Consider the following 22,711-nt stretch of genomic DNA (forward strand, 5'->3'; position numbering starts at 1 on the left):
TTTGGCTTGTATGTCTCGGGATTTTGGCATATTCATGCCAAAACACCTTGCGGGACAGTGGTGTGTGAACAGTAACTCTCAGACTCATCTGCACTCTCTTTCAGCAGCTCATATCCTTGACTAACATCTTGCAAAATATTATAATTATATCAACATATCAAGGAGGTGCGGCAATATGAGTAATGCACTACCAATTGAAGATTTAAGTAAAACTTACCTGGAACATTCTATGGTTATCAATAACTTTGTTATCAAGATCGGCAGCCAAATCAAAGACAGCTTATGTCGTGTCTTTGGTGATGGTGTTCAGTATGAATGGCGTGAAAATGATGATAAAGTAATCATTCCTGACGTATCAATCATCTGTAACCTGAGAGACCGTAAGAACATTTCTTTCACTGGCATTCCCCGCTTTGTGATGGAAGTTTTGTCCAATGCCACAGAAGAATATGATCGACATGAAAAAATGAATATTTATTGCAAGGTCGGTGTCTCTGAGTATTGGATCGTTGACTGGAGAAAAAAATCTGTAGAGATTTATCTCTTCGATTTCAAAGAAGATGGCACTGGTTATCCGTATCTTTATAAGACTGTCACAGCCCAGAATAAAGAAGATTTACATCTGGTTATGTTTCCGAATCTGAAGATAACCTTTGACGAGCTGTTCGACATTGGTGAATATTAACGAAAAATAAGGCATAAACCAAGGAAATAGTTTACTCTTTTTATTTGTTTCAGAATGTTTCAGAATCACTTGCATATTGATTTCCTGATCTGCATATGCTATAATGCCAGTAGGCGAAAAGAAATAGCAAGTCCATGTAGACAAAAAGAATGAAGCCCTCAGTAGTGCGAATACTGGGGGCTTCTTCTTATTTTTTATGGCAGACAAGAAACTGCCAGGTTAGTGTTGCCCTACTTATCTCCGTCTAACCATTTGCAAACATAATAGGCAGCTATGCTTGCCATAAAGGTGACAAGAAAAGAAACAGCAAGATTCTCCATATAGACTTCACCTCCTCCCGTTGCCGGGTATCGGTTGGACAACACTGTAAGTATAACATATCTCTTGTCATTCTGGAAGTACAAACAGTTCTTAGAAGTTTATAAAATAATACTGGGTTTATTCGAGTATATCATCCTAAAATCATCTTCAGGAATAGGAAGAGTCTCAGTACAAAAACTGCAATTCTGAGCAGTATCCCGGAACTGCAAATTGCACAAAAAAAATAATCAGAACCTATGTCCTGATTATCTTGAGTAACTTTGATTTACTGGCACCTCACAAACCCAGTAAATAAGCTATTCTTAGCAAGCTGATGACGGGAATTGAACCCGTGACCCCTTCCTTACCAAGGAAGTGCTCTACCTCTGAGCCACATCAGCATTGTGTCGGATTTACCGCTCACATTTAAATATACTATCAGAACTTGTTTGTATTGTCAATCCCTATTTTTAACTTTTTGATTTTTATTTTTGGGTTTTATACAGATATCTTTCTATTTTTGATATTGCTCCAACTGCTCTCTGATCTTGATTCGGATACGCTGTAATGCATTATCTATGGATTTGGGTGTTTTTCCCATGATCTGGGCAATCTCTCCGTATCCGTTTCCTGCCAGATAATATTCAAGAACCTGGTTCTCCATTGGACTTAACGTTGCTGTTATCTCCTGCTCCAGATCCTGGACATTCTCCTGGTCAATAATGATAGACTCCGGGTTCTCTCCCCAGTTATCTCCAAGATGTTCTTCATTTTCCCCATCCTGTTCGCTGAGGGAAATATAGGAATTCAGTGGCTGGTGCTTCTGCCTGTTGGAACTCTGGATGGCGTTGTAGATCTGTCTGTCCACACATATACTGGCAAAGGTCTGGAATGCAGCATCCCTGTCCGGCTGGTAATCGCGGACTGCCTTAAACAGTCCGATCATGCCTTCCTGTATCAGGTCATCGTTCTCCCCGCCTATCAGGAACATGGTCCTTGCTTTCTTGCGGACCATGTTCTTGTATTTTTCCATCAGATAGTCGAGGATTTCTGATTCCCCGTTTTTGAAACGGGAAATTAATTCTTCATCTTTAATTCCGTCATACTGTTTCATCAATTTAACCCTTCCGTTTTTCTGAAAATCTCTATCATTCGCCCAGAGGGCTTCTTATAGCATAACAATATTGTGGAATAATTTTCTGCTGCAAAAATTCCTCTTAATAATCGCTGCACATCCTCACGAAGCCTTTATCTCAGACTGAGATAAACTTATTTCTTCTGCAGTCTCTGACGTACAATCTCATATCCAAGTACTCCGGCTGCCACAGATGCATTGAGGGAATCAATGTCACCCTTCATAGGAATAGATGCCACGAAATCACACTTCTCACGGATCAGTCTGCTTACACCTTCACCTTCATTGCCGATCACTACGCCGATCGGACCTGTCAGGTTAAGATTGTACATGGTTTCACCGCCCATATCTGCACATACAAACCACATGCCCTGTTCTTTCAGTTCATCGATGGTATGTCCCAGATTGGTAACTTTTGCAACAGGTGTATAGTTTAATGCACCTGCTGAAGTCTTGGCAACTGTGGAAGTCAGGCCAACTGCTCTTCTCTTGGGAATAATCACCCCATGTGCACCTGCAAGGTTTGCTGTACGGATGATCGCACCAAGATTATGAGGATCCTCAATATTATCCAGGATAAAGATAAAGGGATCTTCTCCTTTTTCCCTTGCCTTCGCAAGAATATCTTCTACACTTGCATATTCATAGGCTGCCACCTGAGCGATTACGCCCTGATGTGCGCCTGTCTCGCTTAACTGATCCAGACGTTCTTTTGCCACATAATTAATAATCGTATCTTTTTTTCTTGCCTCTCTGGCAATAGTGCGGACCGGTCCGTCCTGGCATCCGTCCAGGATAAAAAGCTTATCTACACATTTGCCGGAACGAAACGCTTCCAGAACCGCATTGCGTCCTTCTATCTGTTCACTCATATCTTATCCTCTCCAATCCCTGCACGGACCAGTTCTATGATCCTGCTGAAATCATCTTTTAAATATAAATAGCCCATCAGAGCTTCAAACCCTGTTGCCCTGCGGTAGTCTGCCATGGTTGCATGTTTAGCCATTGTAGGAGAATGAGCATTCCTTCCTCTTCTGTAAACGCTGTGTTCCTCCTCTGTAAGCATGGGCTCGATTACTTCCATCATGGAAGACTGAGTTCCTGCCTTAACCAGACTGCTGGCTTTTCTGTGAAGCTGGTTCACCGGACAGTTGCCTTTTTTTACAAGGATCGTGCGGATCACCAGTTCATAGACGCCATCTCCGATATACGCCAATGTCAGCGGAGAATATGTTCGCAAGTCTTTATCTTCCAAATGAAACAACTGATGAAGCATGCCTTTCAAACTACTCAAATTCTCTTCATTAAGTCCGTTTGTTCCACTCATATCATTTAAGCTCGTTTCCATTTTACTCCCTCGCGGGTATCCTTAAGGATGATTCCCTTAGCCAGAAGCTCATCTCTGATCTCATCTGCTCTTGCGAAATTCTTTGCTTTTCTTGCTTCCTGACGCTCTGCAATCAGGTCTTCGATTTCTTTATCAAGGATTTCTTCTGTTTTCACAGCCTTCAGACCAAGTACATCGCATAATTTCACCATTGTGTCAAGAAGTGTTCCTGCAAATTCTGCGGAACTTGCCTCTGATACATTTGTATTTGCAAATTTAACCAGTTCAAAGATTGCTGCCAGTGCATCTGCTGTGTTGAAATCATCATCCATAGCTTCTTCAAATTTCTTTACGAATTCCTGTGCCTGTGCAAGCAGTTCTTTCTCTGCATCTGTTGCAGTTTCTGTCTGTGCTGCTGCTTTTCTGTCCTTTAAGTTTGCTGCTGCATCTGTGATACGCTCTAATGCATTCTTTGCAGCTTCCATCAGATCTGCGCTGAAATTCAGCGGACTTCTGTAATGGGCGTTCAGCATGAAGAAACGAAGCACCTGCAGGTCATACTGTTCACTGATTTCACGAACAGTACGGAAGTTTCCAAGAGACTTGGACATTTTTCTGTTATCAATATTTAAGAATGCATTGTGCATCCAGTATTTTGCAAAGATTTTGTCGTTGCAGCATTCACTCTGTGCGATCTCGTTCTCATGGTGAGGAAAGATCAGGTCTTCTCCGCCTGCATGGATATCAATCTCATCACCAAGGTATTTTTTCGCCATAACAGAACACTCAATATGCCATCCCGGACGTCCGTCACACCATGGTGAAGGCCAGGATGGTTCTCCCTCTTTCTTCGGTTTCCAGAGAACAAAATCCAGTGGATCTTCTTTCTGGTCTTCACCGGACACCTGCAGAGAACGGAAGCCGGACTGCAGATCATCCAGGTTCTTGTGCGAAAGTTTGCCATATTCTTTGAACTTCTTAACTCTGAAATAAACAGTACCGTCTGCTGCCGGATAAGCATATCCCTTATCAACCAGAGTCTGGATCATACTGATCATTCCGTTGATTTCCTGGGTTGCCTGTGGATTGGTTGTGGCAGGTTTTACATTCATGCCATCCATATCTTTCTTACACTCTGCAATATAACGCTCGGAAATTTCCTGTGCGCTTACGCCCTCTTCGATTGCTTTCTTGATGATCTTGTCATCTACGTCTGTAAAATTGGAAACATAGTTTACTTCATATCCTTTGTATTCCATATATCGGCGTACGGTATCGAAGATGATCATCGGACGTGCATTTCCGATATGGATCAGGTTGTATACAGTCGGACCGCAGACATACATACGAACTTTTCCCTCTTCAAGAGGTACGAATTCTTCTTTTCTACGTGTCAGTGTGTTAAAAAGTTTCATGTTTTATTCCTCCAGTTTTCTCTATCATTAACTCTCTTTTCTTTCATTAAGAAGACAGATCGCCTGAGATGCAATTCCTTCTTCTCTTCCCGTAAATCCCAGTTTTTCCTCTGTAGTGGCCTTAATGTTCAGCTGAGACTCATTGATTCCCATTGCTTTTGCCATATTGGCTCTCATCTGTGGAATATGAGGTGCCATCTTTGGTTTCTGTGCAATGATCGTTGCATCTATATTTCCGATCTCATAATGGTGCTCTCTCAAAAGCTTCGTCACATGTTCCAGCAGCAGAATACTGGAAATTCCTTTATATGCAGGGTCTGTATCCGGAAAATGTTTTCCGATATCGCCCAGTGCAGCAGCTCCCAGAAGTGCATCCATAACTGCATGGATCAGTACATCTGCATCTGAATGTCCCAGGAGACCTTTTTCCCAGTCTATCTTCACACCACCCAGAATCAGATCTCTATCTTCGGTCAGTCTGTGTACATCATATCCCATTCCAACACGCATAATCATTCTCCTCTTATATCCAGCATCTTGCTGATTCTCAATAAGCTTAACCGTCTCCTTGTATAAGGAGCAAGTCTGAGGCTTGGCAAAACAGCCGCTTCATCGAGTCCGATATCATAAACGGTTTTCGCGCATCCGGCTTTCTCCAGCAAATGGAACATAGTCTGTTCACTGGGAAGCTCATCAATAATCTCCTCTATCCCGTTCAGGCATTTTTCCAGATGCTGGGGTGAAATAGTTTCTAACAATTCCGGCTCATTTTCTTTTCTTATTTCTTCCAGAAGTCCTTTTTTTCCAAAAGTTTCTTTCAGAAGCTCTTCGTCCTCATTCTCATAGGGTTTTGCGTGACATCTTCCCTGTGTGATGGCTGCAGCGATACGCTTGTATTCTTCCAGTACAAGAAGTGCTGCTACAGAAACCTTCTCTCCGTGGAGTGCATCCAGCGGACCATTGATCACTTCCATATCCCACAGATGTGTGACCTGGTGCTCTGCACAGGACGCAGGCCTTGAATTACCAATCATCTGCATTGCAAGTCCGGAAAGAATCAATGCATACATAAGCTGTTCGCATTCATCTTCCTCTCCCTCTGTAATATCCTGAATCGAAGATTTCACAGTTTTTAACGCTTTCTCTTCCAGCTTTACAGTTTCGCGGCAAAAATACTCTCCGGTGACCAGGTTCGCGATCTTCCAGTCTGCAAGACAGATGTATTTCGCCATCAGGTCTGAAATCCCGGCTGCAGTCAGGCGCTGTGGTGCTTTTGAAAAAATATCTGTATCTGCATATACACAGATCGGAGCTACTGAAGGCACAGTCTTCTTTACTCCATCCAGGGTCATTGCTGCTACTGTTGTTACAAATCCATCTCCACTTGCTGCGGTAGGCACTGAAATGAAAGGTACTTTGTAATTATGTGCAATATAACGGCTGATATCATGGATCGTGCCTGCTCCTACTGCAAGGATCAGGTCAATGTCCTCTTCCATGTTGTTCTCCACAATTTTTATTGCATGCCGGTCTGCCTGAAGTCCCTCTGCATCCAGAACAAGTACCTGACACCTGTCATAGATATCCTCCATAAGTTCTTCTGTTGCTGCATAGGTATTGGTATCGCAGATGACCAGCGGGGATATGTACTCTCTGAGCATTCCCTCTGACATCTCTTCTTCAAGCTTCTCTACAGCTCCGGCTTCTATCAAAATCTCTTTCACTGCAATCTGGTGTTCCCTGCCGCAGCTGCAAGGTCGGGCAAAATCGTCCGCATCAACTCGCATTTAAATTCTTCCTCCTGACTTTCCTGAATCAAGCGGATAAAATCATCCGTTTGACTATCTGCTCATAGTTGAATAGTTGTTTCACAGCCTGATTCGGTTAAACTTTTTCTATAGGCATAGTTCGTTGGTATTATACATGATTTTCCTATAAAAATCAATCATTCCGCGCAGGTCTGGCGGCTACAGGTTCAAATAATTATATACAATCTTTGAAATATTCTGTATGTTCGTCACCGCCGTACTCTCCGGGCAGTTTTCAGACATCACACATAGGATATAAGTTGTCTTTTCGCCATAGACAATTGCGATATCGTGCTGATCCTGGTCTGTCTCGCCGGTCTTGTTGGCAGATTTTATTCCATCCGGAAGTCCCTGGGGGATTTTCCAGGTGTTTTCCTGATTTGACAGAAGATTTAACATTTCTTCTGACACCTCTTTGCTGACACATTCCCCCTTGTAGATTTTTTCAAGCAGAGTGCCGCAATCCTTCACAGAAGTCATGTTTCTGCCTCCAAGACTCTCCTGCGCAGAAGCTGCCGGATGGAGGGTATGCTGCACACTTGTCTCTGTATAGCCCTCTTTTTCCAGATATTTGTTAATATCCTCCGCACCTTTTTTGAAATCAAGGGAATCTGTCTGAAGCTTCACCAGTTCATTGCAGGATTCATTGTCACTGACTGTGATCATATTCCACAGCAGGTCATTTAATTTTACATCTACAGTTTTTGTATCTGCAGTATTTAATTTCTTTGCCTCATCTGCCTTTACCTGCTCCATGTCCTCATATGTCTTTGCCATTACAAAGGCTTTGATCAGACTTGCAGAATAAAGGGAAGTATCATTGATCAGGATTTCCTTTTCTTCATTAAGGTCTTTCACATAAACACTCCAGGTTCCCTGATATCCGGACAGCATCTTCTCAAGCTGAGGCTTCAGATTATCCATCCCAAGATCATCCATATTCACGATCTTTCCCGTATCATCCACAATAAAACCATCATCCGTCACTGTGCTTTCCTGAAGCAGGGCGCCATTTGTACCGCCAAAATAATAGCTTCCGTCAAAATTCATTTCACAACAGTCCATCTCAAGTGAATGGATACCTGGCTCGGTTACCAGTCTGCCATTTTCATCAAAATAATAATATCCATTCAGAGTAATCCCGTCTATTGCCAGATTGTCAATATACCTTACCTGCGGTGCTGCTGACAGACGCCCCAGATTATTCACAAAGTAATATCCGTCAAATTTCTCTGCCTCCTGGGCATTCTGTGTATCAGCTTCCTCATCTGTCTTATCCCCAAACACTGCAACACCTTTCAGATGCTCCATATGAGGACTGCAGGCTTTGAATTTCCCATCTGCATCATGATAATAATATCCATCAAATACAGTTCCGTCTATCTCATAATCCTGAAAATAATGGATCTCCGCCTGGGTACTTCCGGCGCCATTCACATCCAGACAGTAAAATCCGTCACTCTTCATCATATATTTGCCACTTCCGTCTCCCATGGGCTGAATCTGTGCCTGCCCGGTGACAGATGCAAGGCTCTGCTGTGCAGCCATAACAGGAACCGGCAAAGCCAGTGCCATGGAAATGGCTCCGGCCAGACTTCCGGCTATGATATAACTTTTAATATGATATTTCGCTGTTTGTCTATTTTTTCTCATGCAAAACTCCTTTTACGGTTTCTTTTCACATCCCATTCACAGTAAGCAAAGTATATATTGTTTTATTCAGGATAGCAAGATTTTTATCTTTTTTCCAGCAAAGACCAGAATCTCAGTATCAGTGTTCAGTTCTTTTCTCTTATCCTGTTCCAGAAGCTTCCCAGCTGTTCTTCCACAGTATTTAAAGTACAGTTTCCCCTGTCAGACCACTCAGCAGGAAACAGATTCCTGTAATCTTTCCCTGCAAATCTCTCGTCCAGCAGAAGTATGATCCCTGTGTCCTCCTGGGTTCTGATCACACGCCCGGCTGACTGCAGCACCTTATTCATCCCCGGATATCTGTATGCATAATCAAATCCATTCACACCCTTTTTATCATAATACTGCCTGAGGATCTCCCTTTCTGTTCCAATCTGAGGAAGACCAGTCCCTATGATGATTGCTCCGATCAGCTTCTCTCCCATCAGATCAATTCCCTCTGAAAAAATCCCGCCCATCACGCAAAATCCTACCAGCGTTCCCTCTGATGCAGAAAATTCCTCCAGAAATTCCTCTTTCTCCCTTTCATTCATTCCCGATGTCTGCGAAATACAACGAACCCATTCCGCTGAAAACTCATTCTCATACACCTCCAGAACATCTTCCATAAATTTATAAGAAGGAAAGAATACCATATAATTTCCTTTTCTTGTCCATACAGTTCTGGCAATGTAAGATGCGATCCTGTGATATTCCTCATATCCTCTTCTGGTATACCTGCTGCTCACATCCCGTCCTGTGAGAATGCACCTGTTCTCCTGCCTGAAAGGAGAAGTCACATAAATCCCATAGTCATCCTTTCTGGTGCTTAAAAGTGCACGGTAATAATCCATGGGAAGCAGAGTCGCAGAAAAGAACGCCGCACTTTTTCCCTTTTCCAGACATCTATGAATATTTGCTGCAGGATTTACACAGAAAAGCCGCAAAATCACCTTTCCCCCTTCTCCCATTTCTGTATAAACCACATAATTTTCATCCAAAAGTTCATCAATATTCAGAAAATCTCTCACACAGAAGTAAAATTCCAGCAGCTGCTCCGGAAGTTCCTTTCCATGAAGTTCCTCCAGGAGCTTATCCATCTCCCCCATCACCTGAAGCATTCCCAGAGAAACTGCTCCGGGATTTGGCAGGATTTCGTACTCTGTACACTCCTTTTCCAGAGTTCGAAGCTGTCTGTTCACTTTTTCCAGTGCTCGCACCAGACCTTTGCTGTAATCCCCGGCCAGTCTCTTCGCCTCCAGTACATCCGCTCTATCCACATGAGCACTATACATTTCCCTTCCCCTGTCCACCAGATTGTGAGCTTCATCGATCAGAAAAATGTATTCTCCGGAAGTACCCTCCCCGAAAAATCTTTTCAGATAAACATTGGGATCAAATACATAATTATAATCACAGATCACAGCGTCCACCCAGACTGCCAGATCCAGGCACATTTCAAAAGGACACACCTGCCATTTCTTCGCATATTCCAGCAAAGTATCCCTGTCATAGCTGTCCTGCGTAGTCCACAATTCAAAAACAGCATCATTCACTCTGTCCAGATGTCCTCTCGCCCACAGACAGTTCTCAGGATTGCATTCTGTTTTATCGCAGAAGCACAGCTTTTCCTTCGCGGTAATGGTTATCACTTTAAATTTCAGTCCATGCTCCTTTAATATGTAGAAAGCTTCTTCAGCCACAGTCCTGGTAATGGTCTTTGCTGTAAGATAGAAAATATTTTCCCCCAGTCCTGCACCAACTGCTCTCACTGCCGGAAAGATCGTGGACATGGTCTTTCCTACTCCTGTAGGTGCCTGGACAAAAATCTGTCTTTCTGTGGATATAGTGTGATATACACCGGATACGATTTTTCGCTGTCCCTCACGATATTCAAAAGGGAACTCCAGATCACTCATGGACGCATTCCGTTCTTTTTTCCATGCAAACTGGTATGCGATCCATTTATGATACCTGTCCAAAAGATTCTGGTACCACAGTCCGAGTTCTTCCAGCGTATATTCTTCTCTGAAAAACTTAAGCTCCTCTGTGTCCAGATTCCCATATGTCATCTGCACTCCGATCTTCTCCGGTTTTTGCTCCTGTGCGTAGATCCAGGCATAACACATTGCCTGTGCACTGTGAACCTTCACAGGCTTTTCCAACTGACTGACATCTGCATAAACACCCTTGATCTCATCGATCCAGCACTGTCCATCCTCTGTGAAGATTCCGTCAGCTCTGCCCTCTACCTGGATACTTACATCTTCATATTCTGTTTTATATTTAAGAGAAACCTCCGCTCTGTAATGGCTTCCCATCCTGCCCTGTATTTTTCTGTGCAGTCTGCTGCCCTTCTGCATTGCTTCTCTGTCAGAAGATCCTCCCCGGTTGTCAAGATCCCCGCTTCTTAATATAAACTCCACCAGATTTCTGACGGAAATACGAACCACCGGCTTATCCATATCAAAACACCTCACGCAACAATAGCTATCAAATAATTATTCACATCGTCCGTTCATTATAACACAGAATTCATCATCATGTAAAAACTCCTGAATTCAAGAAAGAATCCTGCTTGCAGGATTCTCCGCCTGCAACAGGTCGCTTCAGCGACATAATTCCGCTCCGTCGCAGTGCGATCCTGCCCGGAGGGCTTTTTTATGTTATAGGAACATTACGGAGTAATTTCCTATAATATAAAAAGCCGCCAGAAATCTCTATGCTGATTTCTGACGGTCCATTATTTTGTTTATCCTATAATTGGTAAACATCATATCCACAAATTGCTCCGCTGTGAAGGAGCTCCTGCAATTCTCAATTAGATCTGGGTAATTACAAAGATATCATAAATTGCCTTTACTGCAGTCTCAAAATCTCTGTTCTCCACACCGATAATGATATTCAGCTCACTGGAGCCCTGGTCGATCATCTTCACATTTACATTTGCATGGGCAAGTGCTGAGAAGATTCTTCCTGCTGTACCTCTGGTGGATTTCATACCACGTCCTACAACAGCGATCAGTGCAAGGTCAGATTCCATTTCTACGAAATCCGGCTGTACTGCGCGATGGATTCCTGCGATTACCTGCTGCTCTTTCTCTTCGAATTCATCCTGATGTACATATACAGTCATTGTATCGATTCCTGATGGAACATGCTCAAAGCTGATTCCCTGATCTTCGAATACCTGAAGTACCTTACGTCCGAAACCAACCTCACTGTTCATCATGGATTTCTCAATATTGATAGAACAGAATCCCTTTTTACCTGCAATACCTGTGATTGTAAATTTCGGTTTCTTGCATGTACTCTCAACAATAAAAGTACCCTTGTCTTCCGGTCTGTTTGTGTTTTTGATGTTGATCGGAATTCCCTCTTTACGAACCGGGAAGATCGCATCTTCATGAAGAACAGTTGCACCCATATAAGAAAGCTCTCTGAGTTCTCTGTAGGTAATGCTCTCAATCACTTCCGGATTTTTAACAATACGTGGGTCTGTTACCAGGAAACCAGAAACATCTGTCCAGTTTTCATAGAGGTCTGCCTTGATAGCCTTTGCCACAAGAGAACCGGTTACATCAGAACCTCCTCTGGAAAAAGTTTTAACTTTTCCATCTTCACCAGCGCCATAAAATCCAGGGATAACGGCATGTTCACATTTTGCCAGCTTTTTGGACAGAAGTCTGTCTGTCTTCTCGGCATCCAGATTTCCGTTCTTATCAAAACGGATCACATCTGCTGCATCAACAAATTCATAACCCAGATATGCTGCCATCACCTTACCATTGAGAAATTCTCCTCTGGATGCTGCATAGTCTGTGCCTGCCTGTGCCTTGAAATCAGCTTCGATCTGAGCAAATTCATCTTCCAGAGAAAGATCAAGGTTCAGTCCGCGGATAATCTCATAATATCTTCCCTTGATCTCCTGCAGAATCGGGATGAAATCTTCCCCTTCAACTGCAGTATTATAACATTTATAAAGTAAATCTGTAACCTTTGTATCTCCGTCAAATCTCTTTCCGGGAGCGGACGGAACCACATAACGTCTGCTCTCATCACTTCTGATGATCTCCCCTACTTTCTGAAACTGTTCTGCATTTGCCAGAGAACTTCCTCCGAATTTAACAATTTTCTTCATTTTTCCTGCTCCTCATATGTCACTAAATATTTTCAGACCGATCTCCCATCAGTCTTTGTCACTCTACCAACATAAAGTCTGTTTAATATTGTATTGAATAAACGCCAATTTTGCAAGCCTTTCTTACAGAAATATCCGAAAATGGTTATTTTCCACAATCTGCCGAAGATTCCTGCTGTTTTTTTACAAATTCTGTCACATTATAAACACGAAGGATATCTCCATCCACCCGAAAATGAATATCCTTCTCTCCAAAAGGCATTCCGTAAGACCGTTCCGGATCATTCTGATAAGCAGGACGGGGATCATCTGCAAGAACTGCGATCAGAGCCTCTCTGCTTTCCCCGGGTATTCTTTCCAGGAGCTCCTGGGGAAATTCTACATTCAGATGATGATCTTTGGAATATTCGGTAAAACTTCCTGTTGCTTCCGGATGGCAATCCGCATAAGGAATATATGGTTTAATATCGAAAATCGGTGTTCCATTCATCAGATCTGCACCTTCTACATAAAGTACAGGGCTGTCCGGCTCATCCAGAGCTACTTTCTCAAGCTTCACACAGGATAATCCTATGGAATTGGGACGGAAGGGAGATCTTGTGGCAAAAACTCCTTTTCTCACATTTCCCCCAAGTCTGGGCGGACGGACAGTCGGTGACCACTTTGTCCTCTTTGCCTCCGAAAACTCCCAGATCAGCCAGATATGACTAAACTCCTCCAGACCACGGCAGGCATCCACATTTCGATATTCCGACTCAAATACAATTCTCGCTTTAAGTGCCCCTACCCGACCACTCTGCCTGGGAATACCAAATTTGGTTGGAAAATCATTTTCTATATGTGCGATTGGAACCATGGCTCTATTCTCCTTTTACCTTTTTCATAAAATGATGTTAGGGTCAAAAGGCATTTTGCCCCTAACTTGATATCTACGAATTGCTCCGTTGCAAAGCAGCTCCCGCAATTCTCATAAAATAATAGCCCGGAAAAATAACTCTCCGGGCTATTATTGTTATTTCTTCTGTGCAAAATATTCTTTCGTAAGTGTAATGGCAATTCCTGAAAGCAGAAATACACCAATTAAGTTGGGGATTGCCATGAGACCGTTGAATGTCTCAGCAATGCTCCAGAGAAGTCCCAGATCTACAGTTGCACCAAGGATTGCCACTAATGAATAGGCGATCATAAATGGGCGGATAACTTTTGCAGAGAATAAGAATTCAATGCAGCGAGCTCCGTAAAGTCCCCATCCGATAATCGTTGAAAATGCAAAGCAGCACATGGCAACTGCCGTAAAGATGGAAACCCAGCCTCCGTATGTAGCAGTAAATCCGGAAATTGTAAGTTCTGCACCTGCCGCTGCACCGTAATTTACCGGCACGCCGCTTACAAGGATTACAAGTGCTGTCAGAGTACAGATCACAATCGTATCTGCAAATACCTCAAAAATACCAAACATACCCTGTTTTACAGGCTTGCTTGTATCTGCACAGGCATGAGCGATAGACCCTGTACCAAGTCCTGCTTCATTGGAGAAAATACCTCTGGAAACACCCTTTTTCATACTGAGGAAAAAGCTTCCGATCACACCGCCTGTCACTGCTGACGGATTAAAGGCTCCATAAACAATATCATGAAAAACTGCCGGAACTCTTCCGATATTTAAGACCACAACACCCAATGCAAGTACAATATAAAACAATGCCATAAAGGGCACCAGCTTCTCGGAAACACTTCCGATTCGCTTGATACCGCCCAGCAGTACCATACCAACCAGCAGCGTGATCACAATTCCAAGGATCAGATTCAGTCTGCCTGTGGAAGACTCTGAAATCACATTGAAGTTAATAAGAGCTGTATCAATTGCTGTTGTAATGGTATTTACCTGAGTAGCATTACCTGTTCCAAATACAGTCAGTACACCGAATGCAGAATAAAGAACTGCAAGAAATCTCCAATTCTTTCCCAATCCGTTCTTAATATAATACATAGGTCCGCCTACATAATCCCCATGTCTGTTTCTCTCACGGAAATGTACTGCCAGAGTAACCTCTGTAAATTTCGTGCACATTCCAAGGAGCGCGGAAATCCACATCCAGAATACAGCTCCCGGTCCGCCGATGGCGATAGCTCCGGCAACACCGGCGATATTTCCAGTACCTACTGTACCTGCCAACGCAGTACAGACTGCCTGAAAAGGTGTCATGGAACCGTCAGAGGCCTCTTTTTTCTTAAAAATTCTTCCCAGTGTGGTTTTAAGCGCATACGGGAATTTGCGGATCTGGACAAACCCGGTCCGCAGGCTCAGGTAAAGCCCTACGCCGATAATACAGATCATAGCCGGGACACCCCAGATAAAATTATTTACGACGTTATTGATGGATTCAATTGTCTGAAGCATGTTAAATAAACCTTTCTTTCGTGTAATAATAACAGTTTAGCACTTTTTTCACCGTATGTACAGAAAAATTCTATTAAGATAAAGCATTAAAGCACAATAAGTTAACAGCGCAAACAGATACGATCAGCCGCTCCACTGCTTGCCATACCCATATCACTGCTTCACAGTTTGAGCAAAAGTCAAAATAACGTATAAATTTGTCATAATTTCAGTAGCATTTCCTCACCCAAACCTCTATTATTGTAAATATGAAATCAAGGAAAACACCTGTGTATTTTCTAACAGTACTTAAGCGTTTCAGTTATTCGGTGTAGCGCCGCGTAGCAAAGCGGATGATTTTATCCGCTTGACCATTTTCAACCTAAGGAGGACATGACAAAATGATTCAGAAATATACTTACGGGACCCCATTTGAAACCGATGCCATCGTAACTTCTATCCCGGCTTCTGAGGGAACTCCTGCATACGGAACTATCTCCACAGAGAACGGCTTCTCTTTTACTTATGACATGGATGACAACGATGTTGTCTATGGTCTGGGCGAATCAAACCGCGGAATCAACAAACGTGGATACGTTTATGAAAGCAACTGTTCCGACCAGCCAAACCATACAGAAGATAAAATCTCCCTCTATGGAGCACACAACTTCCTCGTAATCTCCGGAAAACAGACTTTCGGTCTCTTCGTTGATTATCCAGGAAAACTGAAGTTTGATATCGGTTACACACTCTCTTCCCAGTTAAAGATCACCTGTGAGGATGCAGACCTTTATCTGTATGTGATCGAGGGTGAAACCCCTTACGATATCGTAAAACAGTTCCGCAAAATCATCGGAAGAAGCTATATCCCGCCTAAATTCGCATTTGGTTTCGGTCAGAGCCGCTGGGGATATACAACTGCTGACGATTTCAGAAAAGCCGCTGACGGATATCGTGAAAACAATATTCCGATCGATATGGTATACATGGATATCGATTACATGGAAGACTACAAAGATTTCACAGTCAATCAGGAAAACTTCCCTGACTTTGAGGCCTATGTCAATGAAATGAAAGAAAAAGGTATCCACCTTGTCCCGATCATCGATGCTGGTGTCAAAGTAGAGGCTGGCTATGATGTTTATGAAGAAGGCGTTGAGAAGAACTACTTCTGCAAACGTGAAGACGGCAGTGATTTCGTTTCCGCTGTATGGCCAGGCTGGACTCATTTCCCGGATGTCCTGAACGCAGATGCCAGAGCATGGTTCGGACAGAAATACGAACGTCTCATTTCCAAAGGAATCGACGGTTTCTGGAATGACATGAACGAACCTGCAATGTTCTGTACACCGGAAGGCGTTGCTGAATTAAAAGAATACATCAAAGACAACTTCATGGACAAGGAAGAAGCACCTGGATTTACACTCGGTGATAAAGTAAACGCCCTTGCAAACAATCCGGAAGATTACAAACGCTTCTATCACAATGTAAACGGTCAGAAAATCCGCCACGACAAGGTACATAACCTGTTTGGCTATAACATGACCCGTGCAGCAGGTGAAGCATTTGAAAAAATCGCACCTGGCAAACGTTTCCTGATGTTCTCCCGTTCCTCCTATGTGGGAATGCACAGATACGGCGGAATCTGGATGGGAGACAATAAATCTTGGTGGTCACACATCCTTCTGAACTTAAAGATGCTTCCATCCCTGAATATGTGCGGTTTCCTTTACACAGGTGCAGATCTGGGCGGTTTCGGTGCAGATACCACACGTGATCTGGTACTGCGCTGGCTGGCACTTGGTGTATTCACACCTCTTATGAGAAACCACTCCGCTCTGGGAACCAGAGAACAGGAAGCTTACCAGTTTGAAAATATCGAAGACTTCCGCCATGTGATCGGTGTCAGATATCGCCTTGTTCCATATCTGTACAGCGAATACATGAAAGCAGCATTAAACGATGATATGATGTTCCGTCCGCTGGCATTTGACTACACAGACGATGCATTCGCAACTCAGGTAGAAGATCAGCTTCTCCTTGGAAACGAAATCATGATCGCACCTGTTTACACACAGAATGCAAAAGGCCGCTATGTATATCTGCCAGAAGAAATGATGTTCGTAAAATTCTTGCCGGATGGAACCATCTCTCAGGAAATCCTCGAAAAAGGACATCACTATGTAGAAGTTGCCCTGAATGAAGTTCCACTGTTCATCCGCAAGGGAAAAGCAATCCCAGTTGCTGATGTTGCACAGACAGTAAAGGATATCGATCCTGCTACTATCCGCATGATCGGATATGAGGGAGCTGAATATGACCGTTATGATGATGACGGTGTAAGCACTCTGTAATTTAACCGAATCAGACAACTTTCCCTGCCTGAATTGCAAAAAGTACCAGGCAGCAGATAGAACTGAACCAGAAGTCACCTCATAAAAATAATAAAAAGAAACAGTCACATACATCTGATGAATGTTGAGACATTCACTCAAGTATGTGACTGTTTTCTTTTACATTGTTATTCTTTATCTTTATTTGCCAAAACAATATAACGGTAAATTTCTGCAAATGGAATTTCTTTTTCTCTGCTCAACTGTGCAACGCTCTCATATTCCGGATAAAGCTGCTCTTTTCCATTCAAAGTGCATACCTTTGCCAGAACTTCTCCCCAGGGAGTCGGAAGGGTTCTCGTTTCTCTGGGAAGAATCGTACGTTCCATTATGCTATAACGAATTCCAATCGTAGTAGTTTCTTCAAAAATAATATTCTGAAGCGTTTCTATATCTTCTTCCTTACAGATTACATTCAGAACCCATGCAGGTCTGTTTTTTTTCATAAAAACAGGCACATAATGCACATCTCTGGCACCGGCTTTCATCAGACGTTCCATGACAAATCCCAGAACTTCTCCACTGCAGTCATCAATGTTTGTCTCCATCTTGATAATCGTATCTTTGGTTTCCTGATTTTCAGCTTTCGGATTATTTCCGATTTCCGCGTTTTTGAATTCTTCTGTCTGAGCCTTTTCTTCATCTATTTCTGCGCTCTGTGAGATAATCATTGCCCTTAGGATTCCCGGACACTCATACTGGCGTTTACCTGCACCGATTCCAATCTTCTGGATTTCAAATGTTTCCGGAAGTTTATCCTTTGTTTTTACTGCTGCCACTATCGCCGCACCTGTAGGCGTTACAAGTTCACCTTCTACCTCTGTCATTTTCAGATGTAAATGATTGGCACTTACTATATTTGCAACTGCCGGAACCGGGATTGGCAGGATGCCATGCTGACAACGGACAGTTCCACGTCCCTCGCAGAGAACAGGAACGATCACCTCTGTAACATCCAGATCATCCAGACAGACTGCCACAGACACAATATCCACAATAGAGTCCACTGCTCCCACCTCATGAAAATGCACCTGATCCACAGGCACATTGTGTGCTTTACTCTCTGCCTCTGCAAGAATTTCAAATATACGCAATGCGATCTTCTTTGCATTCTCAGTCATTGCGCTATGCTCTATAATATAGGTAATTTCTTTTATTCCACGGTGTTCGTGATGGTGATGGTCTTGCGCTGTTCCTGTGCCATGGGCGTGATTGCTCTCATGGCCTTCATGATGATGTCCATGCAGATATTCCATATCATGGTCATAATTTTCATGATCTTTATCCAGCACAACATCAAAATCACATGCATCTATTCCGGACTTTACAACTCTGCTGATCTTTGTCTCAAATCCTGATATCGGAAGGCTTCTCAGCACCTTGTCCAACACAGTTCTGTCACCCCCCAGATCAAGAAGAGCCGCAACCGTCATATCACCACTTATCCCTGAATAACATTCCAGATATAATGTTTTTCCCATAATCAATTTCCTTTCTCATCTGTACCTGCTGCCAGACGGTTAATCTGTGTTGCCAGATAGCCGGCACCGTAGCCGTTATCAATATTCACCACAGCAATCCCGTTCGCACAGGAATTGATCATGGTAAGAAGTGCCGAAAGACCATGCATACTTGCACCATAACCCACAGAAGTCGGTACTGCGATCACCGGTCTGCTCACCAGACCGCCCATCACACTGGCAAGAGCTCCCTCCATTCCCGCAACTGCAATTACACAGTTCGCACTCTGGATCGTCTCCAGTCTGGAGAATAAACGATGCATTCCGCTGACTCCCACATCATAAATCCGTTCAACATTTGTGCCAAAATATTCCGCTGTCTGTGCAGCTTCCTCAGCAACCGGAATATCTGCAGTTCCTGCTGAACACACGGCGATCTTACCAATACGCTTCTTATCTTTCTTCTCAACTTTTAAGATGCGTGAGATCGGATCATATTCTGTTTCCGGAAACTTCTCCTTCACCAGTTCATACTGATGTTGGGAAGCTCTGGTTCCGAATACCTCGCCGTCTTCTCTGTATAATCTTTCAAAAATATTCAGAAGATGTTCATCTGCCTTATTACTGCAGTAGATTACTTCTGCGAAACCGGTTCTTGCCTTACGGCTTGTATCCAGCTTCGCATACCCCATTTCTTCATAACTTTCTTTCTTAAGGATTCTCTCTGCCTCTTCCACAGATACCGAACCACTTTTTACACTTTCAAGAATTTCCTGTAAGGTCATGGATTCCTCCTTTTAGAACACCACCTGCACCAGAAACATACAGACAACCGTTCCCACTATAATACTGAGCAGTGTATTTCTCTTCCACAAATGAAGATTTTGCTGTTATCATTCTTTATCCTTATCAACGCCCTTATTTCCACGCTGATCATAGTCATCCAGGAAATTATAATATTCTCCATCTTTATGATATCCCATAACAGTACGAAGATTAATATCCCGCACACTGTTAAAGATATTCGTCTCGATCACACTACTTGTATTTCTAAACTGTGCAACCAACTCTTTCATCTCATCACGCTTGGAACCACGTCCGCCCCCACAGCTTACACAGTTCTCGGTGAAACGGCATGCACACTGAATGAAGTGCAACCCATTAGTATCTCTCCATGCCTTGATCGCAGATTCCTTGATCAGATACATGGGACGGATCAGTTCCATTCCCTCAAAATTCTGACTGTGCAGCTTCGGCATCATAGTCTCCACCTTACCACTGTACAGCATACCCATGAGGATTGTCTCGATCACATCATCAAAATGATGTCCCAGCGCAATCTTATTACATCCCAGCTCCTTGGCATGAGAATACAGATAACCACGTCTCATTCTCGCACACAGGTAACAGGGATTATTCTCAATTTCTGCCACTGTATCAAAAATATCACTTTCAAAAACCGTAAGAGGAATTCCCAGAAGCTCTGCATTATCCTGAATAATCTTCCAGTTATCCGCATTATAGCCCGGATTCATTACCAGAAACACCAGTTCAAAATGAATCTTCCCATGACGCTTCAGCTCCTGAAGCAGCTTCGCCATCAGCATAGAGTCCTTACCACCTGAAATACAGACAGCAATCTTATCTCCCTCCTGGATCAGCTGATACTCATTCAAAGCCTTGGTAAACGGTCTCCAGACTGTCTTTCTGAACGTCTTGATAATACTGTGCTCAATCTCCTTCGTCTTCAGTTCCTTCTGATCCTTAGCATCATTCTCCATAAAACGGCTCAGAGAAAGTCTCAGATACGCACGATATCCACCTTCAATATTCACAGCCTCATACCCTGCATCACTCAGCTTCTCCACACAGTCCCGGCTTCTGTCCCCCGTATGGCAGAGAACATACACCATCTTCTCCCTGTCCACAGACTCCATTCTTTCCTCAAACTCATCCAGCGGAATATTCACTGCCCCCGGAAAAGATCCCCTGCTGTACTGATCCGCCGGCCGCACATCCACGATCGTAATCTTAGAAGAATCAATCTTCTCCAGCTCTTCCACACTAATTGTATTCATATATAACCTGCCTTTATCTATTAAAATCAATCACTTACCTCTGATGAATCACCCTGTATTTCCGCCCAATTCACCAGCCATCATTATACTTTGAAACCCCATGATAGTCAACATATTCCCTCGCCGTTGACTCCTTTCTCACAGCCAAACGTTACTGTTCACTCCGTTCACAGTAACGAATGATTTTCCAAACACCTTTTAACCTCATTATATACGATTCATTTTTTTCAGACAACCTTCTCAGATATATAAAATTAAAACCTCCCGGTTGAAATTTTTTTCTTATTATCACAGACACAAAAGGAACAGAGCCAATACCCTGTTCCCCTTTTATTATTTATAAACTTTTACACCAAAGGATTCATGAATGATAGTACGAGCCTCTTCAATGGTTTTAAACTCTTCTGCTTTCAGCATCTGTGCTGTGATATTTCCGATTGCAGTTGCCTCTCCTGGACCTGCATGGATTTCTTTCTTTGTTGCCTTTGCAGTCAGCTCATTGAGATATCCTGCGTTGGAACCGCCGCCCACGATATGAATACGGCTGTAAGTCCTGCCTGTCATCTCTTCCAGCTCTTTTGCTGTCTTTGCATAGCATTCTGCAAGACTTGTGTAGATAACTGTTGCAATCTCTCCCAGAGTTTCCGGAACCTTCTGTCCTGTTCTGCGGCAGTAATCCTTAACTTCCTCTGTCATATTGTCAGGAGAAAGGAAACACTCATCATTTGCGTCTACTCTTGACGGGAAATCCTTTGCTTCCTCTGCCATTGCGCAGATTTCTGCAAAGCTGTATGCATCATTTACTTCATGACGCACAGACTGGATCATCCAGAGTCCCATGATATTCTTCAGGTAACGGAAACGGCCTGCATAACCGCCTTCATTTGTGAAGTTCATCTCACAGCTCTTCTCAGAGCAGTCAGCTTCTTTTCTCTCAATTCCCATCAGTGACCATGTTCCGGAGCTGATGTAGATAAAGTCATCGTCATTTGCAGGAACTGCCAGTACAGCGGATCCTGTATCATGTGTTGCAGGTGCAACTACTTCCAGATCAAAGCCCACTTCTTCCCTGATCTTATCTGACAGATGTCCGATGCCTGTTCCGGGCATGATCAGCCTCTGGAACATTTTTCTCGGATAACCGAGCATATCAATCAGTTCATAATCCCAGTCCTTAGTGATCGGGCTTACAAGCTGTCCTGTCGTAGCTTCTGTGTACTCACAGGTTTTCTGTCCTGTAAGAAGGAAATGGAAATAATCCGGCACATGAAGAAGTGTCTCCGCCTGTTCCAGATATTCCGGATGTTTCTTTTTCACTGCCATCAGCTGATAGATCGTATTATAATCAGCTTTCTGGATACCTGTTCTTGAATAGAGATCTTTCAGGGAAATTGCCTTATAAACTTCTTTATCCATTCCCTCTGTACGGTGGTCACGATATCCTACTGTATTTCCAAGAACATTGTCATTTTTGTCCAGAAGTACGAAGTCAACGCCCCATGTGTCCACGCCCATACTTACCGGAATCTTGCCAATTTCTTTACATTTCTTCAGACCATTTACTACCTCTTTGAAAAGACGGTCAAATTCCCAGCAGAGTTCTCCGTCTTTCTTTACCATTCCATTCTCAAAACGATAAATTTCTTCCAGAACCATTTTTCCGTTTTCCATATGTCCAATGATGTGACGTCCGCTGGATGCTCCGATATCTACTGCTAAATAATATGCTGCCATTGCAAAACCTCCTCAATATATGAATTTATACGCTCTTCATATCTGATGATTTCATTTTATCTCAACTTACTCCCCAAAATAAGAACCTTGTTTGTCTGAAAAAGTGTCCTTATTTGCTATTTTGAAATCTATCGTCGAAATAAGTATCTTTACAACTTAATAAAATCATCATTTCCAATCATTG

18 protein-coding genes and 1 tRNA gene are annotated in these 22,711 nt (G+C 43.1%); 2 read left to right on the forward strand and 17 right to left on the reverse strand.

Going from position 1 to position 22,711, the window contains the following annotated elements:
- Positions 1–175: 175 nt before the first annotated feature.
- Positions 176–685 (forward strand): Uma2 family endonuclease, encoded by a 510-nt coding sequence (locus tag LJE11_RS11150; RefSeq protein ID WP_008705519.1) that lies wholly within the window; start codon positions 176–178, stop codon positions 683–685.
- Between the two features lie 629 nt (positions 686–1,314).
- Here LJE11_RS11150 and LJE11_RS11155 read toward each other — a convergent pair.
- The 12 genes from LJE11_RS11155 to LJE11_RS11210 all read right to left on the reverse strand — a co-directional run bounded on the left by LJE11_RS11155 (position 1,315) and on the right by LJE11_RS11210 (position 14,883).
- A tRNA-Thr gene (locus LJE11_RS11155) sits at positions 1,315–1,386 on the reverse strand.
- A gap of 113 nt (positions 1,387–1,499) precedes the next feature.
- Positions 1,500–2,102: an RNA polymerase sporulation sigma factor SigH gene (gene sigH / locus LJE11_RS11160; protein WP_044951859.1), complete on the reverse strand. Its 603-nt coding sequence runs from the start codon at positions 2,100–2,102 to the stop codon at positions 1,500–1,502.
- 152 nt (positions 2,103–2,254) lie between these two features.
- Positions 2,255–2,992, reverse strand: coding sequence for a 23S rRNA (guanosine(2251)-2'-O)-methyltransferase RlmB (rlmB, locus tag LJE11_RS11165; RefSeq protein ID WP_008705522.1), 738 nt, complete (start codon positions 2,990–2,992; stop codon positions 2,255–2,257).
- The gene (locus LJE11_RS11170) at positions 2,989–3,468 is read right to left on the reverse strand and encodes a Mini-ribonuclease 3 (protein ID WP_008705523.1); all 480 of its coding nucleotides are present in this window, start codon (positions 3,466–3,468) and stop codon (positions 2,989–2,991) included. The genes rlmB and LJE11_RS11170 overlap by 4 nt, the downstream gene beginning before the upstream one ends.
- On the reverse strand, positions 3,453–4,862 hold the full coding sequence (gene cysS, locus LJE11_RS11175; protein WP_008705525.1) for a cysteine--tRNA ligase: 1,410 nt from the start codon (positions 4,860–4,862) through the stop codon (positions 3,453–3,455). Before cysS ends, LJE11_RS11170 begins: the two co-directional genes overlap by 16 nt.
- Positions 4,863–4,889: 27 nt before the next feature.
- A complete protein-coding gene (ispF, locus tag LJE11_RS11180) occupies positions 4,890–5,372 on the reverse strand; it encodes a 2-C-methyl-D-erythritol 2,4-cyclodiphosphate synthase (RefSeq protein ID WP_008705528.1) in 483 nt (160 codons plus the stop codon).
- A 2-nt stretch (positions 5,373–5,374) separates the two neighbouring features.
- Complete coding sequence (locus LJE11_RS11185) at positions 5,375–6,649, reverse strand: sn-glycerol-1-phosphate dehydrogenase (RefSeq protein WP_008705530.1); 1,275 nt, start codon at positions 6,647–6,649, stop codon at positions 5,375–5,377.
- 180 nt (positions 6,650–6,829) lie between these two features.
- Positions 6,830–8,323, reverse strand: coding sequence for a serine hydrolase (locus LJE11_RS11190; RefSeq protein ID WP_020993371.1), 1,494 nt, complete (start codon positions 8,321–8,323; stop codon positions 6,830–6,832).
- Positions 8,324–8,448: 125 nt separating this feature from the next.
- Complete coding sequence (locus LJE11_RS11195) at positions 8,449–10,806, reverse strand: ATP-dependent DNA helicase (RefSeq protein WP_227295985.1); 2,358 nt, start codon at positions 10,804–10,806, stop codon at positions 8,449–8,451.
- Positions 10,807–11,162: 356 nt separating this feature from the next.
- Positions 11,163–12,482, reverse strand: a complete 1,320-nt coding sequence (locus tag LJE11_RS11200; protein ID WP_008705535.1) for an aspartate kinase — start codon at positions 12,480–12,482, stop codon at positions 11,163–11,165.
- A 145-nt stretch (positions 12,483–12,627) separates the two neighbouring features.
- Positions 12,628–13,338 (reverse strand): tRNA (N6-threonylcarbamoyladenosine(37)-N6)-methyltransferase TrmO, encoded by a 711-nt coding sequence (tsaA, locus tag LJE11_RS11205; RefSeq protein ID WP_008705537.1) that lies wholly within the window; start codon positions 13,336–13,338, stop codon positions 12,628–12,630.
- A gap of 156 nt (positions 13,339–13,494) precedes the next feature.
- Positions 13,495–14,883 (reverse strand): alanine/glycine:cation symporter family protein, encoded by a 1,389-nt coding sequence (locus tag LJE11_RS11210; RefSeq protein ID WP_008705539.1) that lies wholly within the window; start codon positions 14,881–14,883, stop codon positions 13,495–13,497.
- Between the two features lie 380 nt (positions 14,884–15,263).
- On the opposite strand from LJE11_RS11210, the gene LJE11_RS11215 reads away from it, so the two are divergent.
- On the forward strand, positions 15,264–17,216 hold the full coding sequence (locus tag LJE11_RS11215) for a glycoside hydrolase family 31 protein (protein ID WP_008705541.1): 1,953 nt from the start codon (positions 15,264–15,266) through the stop codon (positions 17,214–17,216).
- Positions 17,217–17,383: 167 nt separating this feature from the next.
- Here the strand turns inward: LJE11_RS11215 and larC are convergent, their stop codons facing one another.
- From larC to rhaB, 5 genes are all read right to left on the reverse strand, one after another.
- On the reverse strand, positions 17,384–18,736 hold the full coding sequence (gene larC / locus LJE11_RS11220) for a nickel pincer cofactor biosynthesis protein LarC (RefSeq protein ID WP_008705542.1): 1,353 nt from the start codon (positions 18,734–18,736) through the stop codon (positions 17,384–17,386).
- Between the two features lie 2 nt (positions 18,737–18,738).
- Positions 18,739–19,500, reverse strand: coding sequence for a nickel pincer cofactor biosynthesis protein LarB (gene larB / locus LJE11_RS11225; protein ID WP_020993373.1), 762 nt, complete (start codon positions 19,498–19,500; stop codon positions 18,739–18,741).
- Positions 19,478–19,612: a hypothetical protein gene (locus LJE11_RS19950; RefSeq protein ID WP_008705547.1), complete on the reverse strand. Its 135-nt coding sequence runs from the start codon at positions 19,610–19,612 to the stop codon at positions 19,478–19,480. Before LJE11_RS19950 ends, larB begins: the two co-directional genes overlap by 23 nt.
- Positions 19,609–20,793 carry an ATP-binding protein gene (locus LJE11_RS11235; RefSeq protein WP_008705549.1) on the reverse strand — a complete coding sequence of 395 codons (1,185 nt, stop codon included), beginning with the start codon at positions 20,791–20,793 and terminating at the stop codon, positions 19,609–19,611. The genes LJE11_RS19950 and LJE11_RS11235 overlap by 4 nt, the downstream gene beginning before the upstream one ends.
- A gap of 333 nt (positions 20,794–21,126) precedes the next feature.
- The gene (gene rhaB, locus LJE11_RS11240; RefSeq protein ID WP_008705551.1) at positions 21,127–22,527 is read right to left on the reverse strand and encodes a rhamnulokinase; all 1,401 of its coding nucleotides are present in this window, start codon (positions 22,525–22,527) and stop codon (positions 21,127–21,129) included.
- Positions 22,528–22,711 lie beyond the last annotated feature (184 nt).

This window comes from Blautia sp. DFI.1.216, assembly GCF_020594215.1.
In the GTDB taxonomy this organism is placed as follows: domain Bacteria; phylum Bacillota; class Clostridia; order Lachnospirales; family Lachnospiraceae; genus Blautia_A; species Blautia_A wexlerae.

What these genes read in the sequence shown, in the direction of transcription:
- LJE11_RS11210 (WP_008705539.1), bottom strand. Translation starts at nt 14,883, where the DNA reads ATGCTTCAGACAATTGAATCCATCAATAACGTCGTAAATAATTTTATC.
- cysS (WP_008705525.1), bottom strand. Translation starts at nt 4,862, where the DNA reads ATGAAACTTTTTAACACACTGACACGTAGAAAAGAAGAATTCGTACCT.
- larB (WP_020993373.1), bottom strand. Translation starts at nt 19,500, where the DNA reads ATGACCTTACAGGAAATTCTTGAAAGTGTAAAAAGTGGTTCGGTATCT.
- LJE11_RS11150 (WP_008705519.1), top strand. Translation starts at nt 176, where the DNA reads ATGAGTAATGCACTACCAATTGAAGATTTAAGTAAAACTTACCTGGAA.
- LJE11_RS11200 (WP_008705535.1), bottom strand. Translation starts at nt 12,482, where the DNA reads ATGAAGAAAATTGTTAAATTCGGAGGAAGTTCTCTGGCAAATGCAGAA.
- LJE11_RS11190 (WP_020993371.1), bottom strand. Translation starts at nt 8,323, where the DNA reads ATGAGAAAAAATAGACAAACAGCGAAATATCATATTAAAAGTTATATC.
- LJE11_RS11235 (WP_008705549.1), bottom strand. Translation starts at nt 20,793, where the DNA reads ATGAATACAATTAGTGTGGAAGAGCTGGAGAAGATTGATTCTTCTAAG.
- LJE11_RS11195 (WP_227295985.1), bottom strand. Translation starts at nt 10,806, where the DNA reads ATGGATAAGCCGGTGGTTCGTATTTCCGTCAGAAATCTGGTGGAGTTT.
- LJE11_RS11215 (WP_008705541.1), top strand. Translation starts at nt 15,264, where the DNA reads ATGATTCAGAAATATACTTACGGGACCCCATTTGAAACCGATGCCATC.
- LJE11_RS11170 (WP_008705523.1), bottom strand. Translation starts at nt 3,468, where the DNA reads ATGGAAACGAGCTTAAATGATATGAGTGGAACAAACGGACTTAATGAA.
- LJE11_RS11185 (WP_008705530.1), bottom strand. Translation starts at nt 6,649, where the DNA reads ATGCGAGTTGATGCGGACGATTTTGCCCGACCTTGCAGCTGCGGCAGG.
- tsaA (WP_008705537.1), bottom strand. Translation starts at nt 13,338, where the DNA reads ATGGTTCCAATCGCACATATAGAAAATGATTTTCCAACCAAATTTGGT.
- larC (WP_008705542.1), bottom strand. Translation starts at nt 18,736, where the DNA reads ATGGGAAAAACATTATATCTGGAATGTTATTCAGGGATAAGTGGTGAT.
- LJE11_RS19950 (WP_008705547.1), bottom strand. Translation starts at nt 19,612, where the DNA reads ATGATAACAGCAAAATCTTCATTTGTGGAAGAGAAATACACTGCTCAG.
- ispF (WP_008705528.1), bottom strand. Translation starts at nt 5,372, where the DNA reads ATGCGTGTTGGAATGGGATATGATGTACACAGACTGACCGAAGATAGA.
- rlmB (WP_008705522.1), bottom strand. Translation starts at nt 2,992, where the DNA reads ATGAGTGAACAGATAGAAGGACGCAATGCGGTTCTGGAAGCGTTTCGT.
- rhaB (WP_008705551.1), bottom strand. Translation starts at nt 22,527, where the DNA reads ATGGCAGCATATTATTTAGCAGTAGATATCGGAGCATCCAGCGGACGT.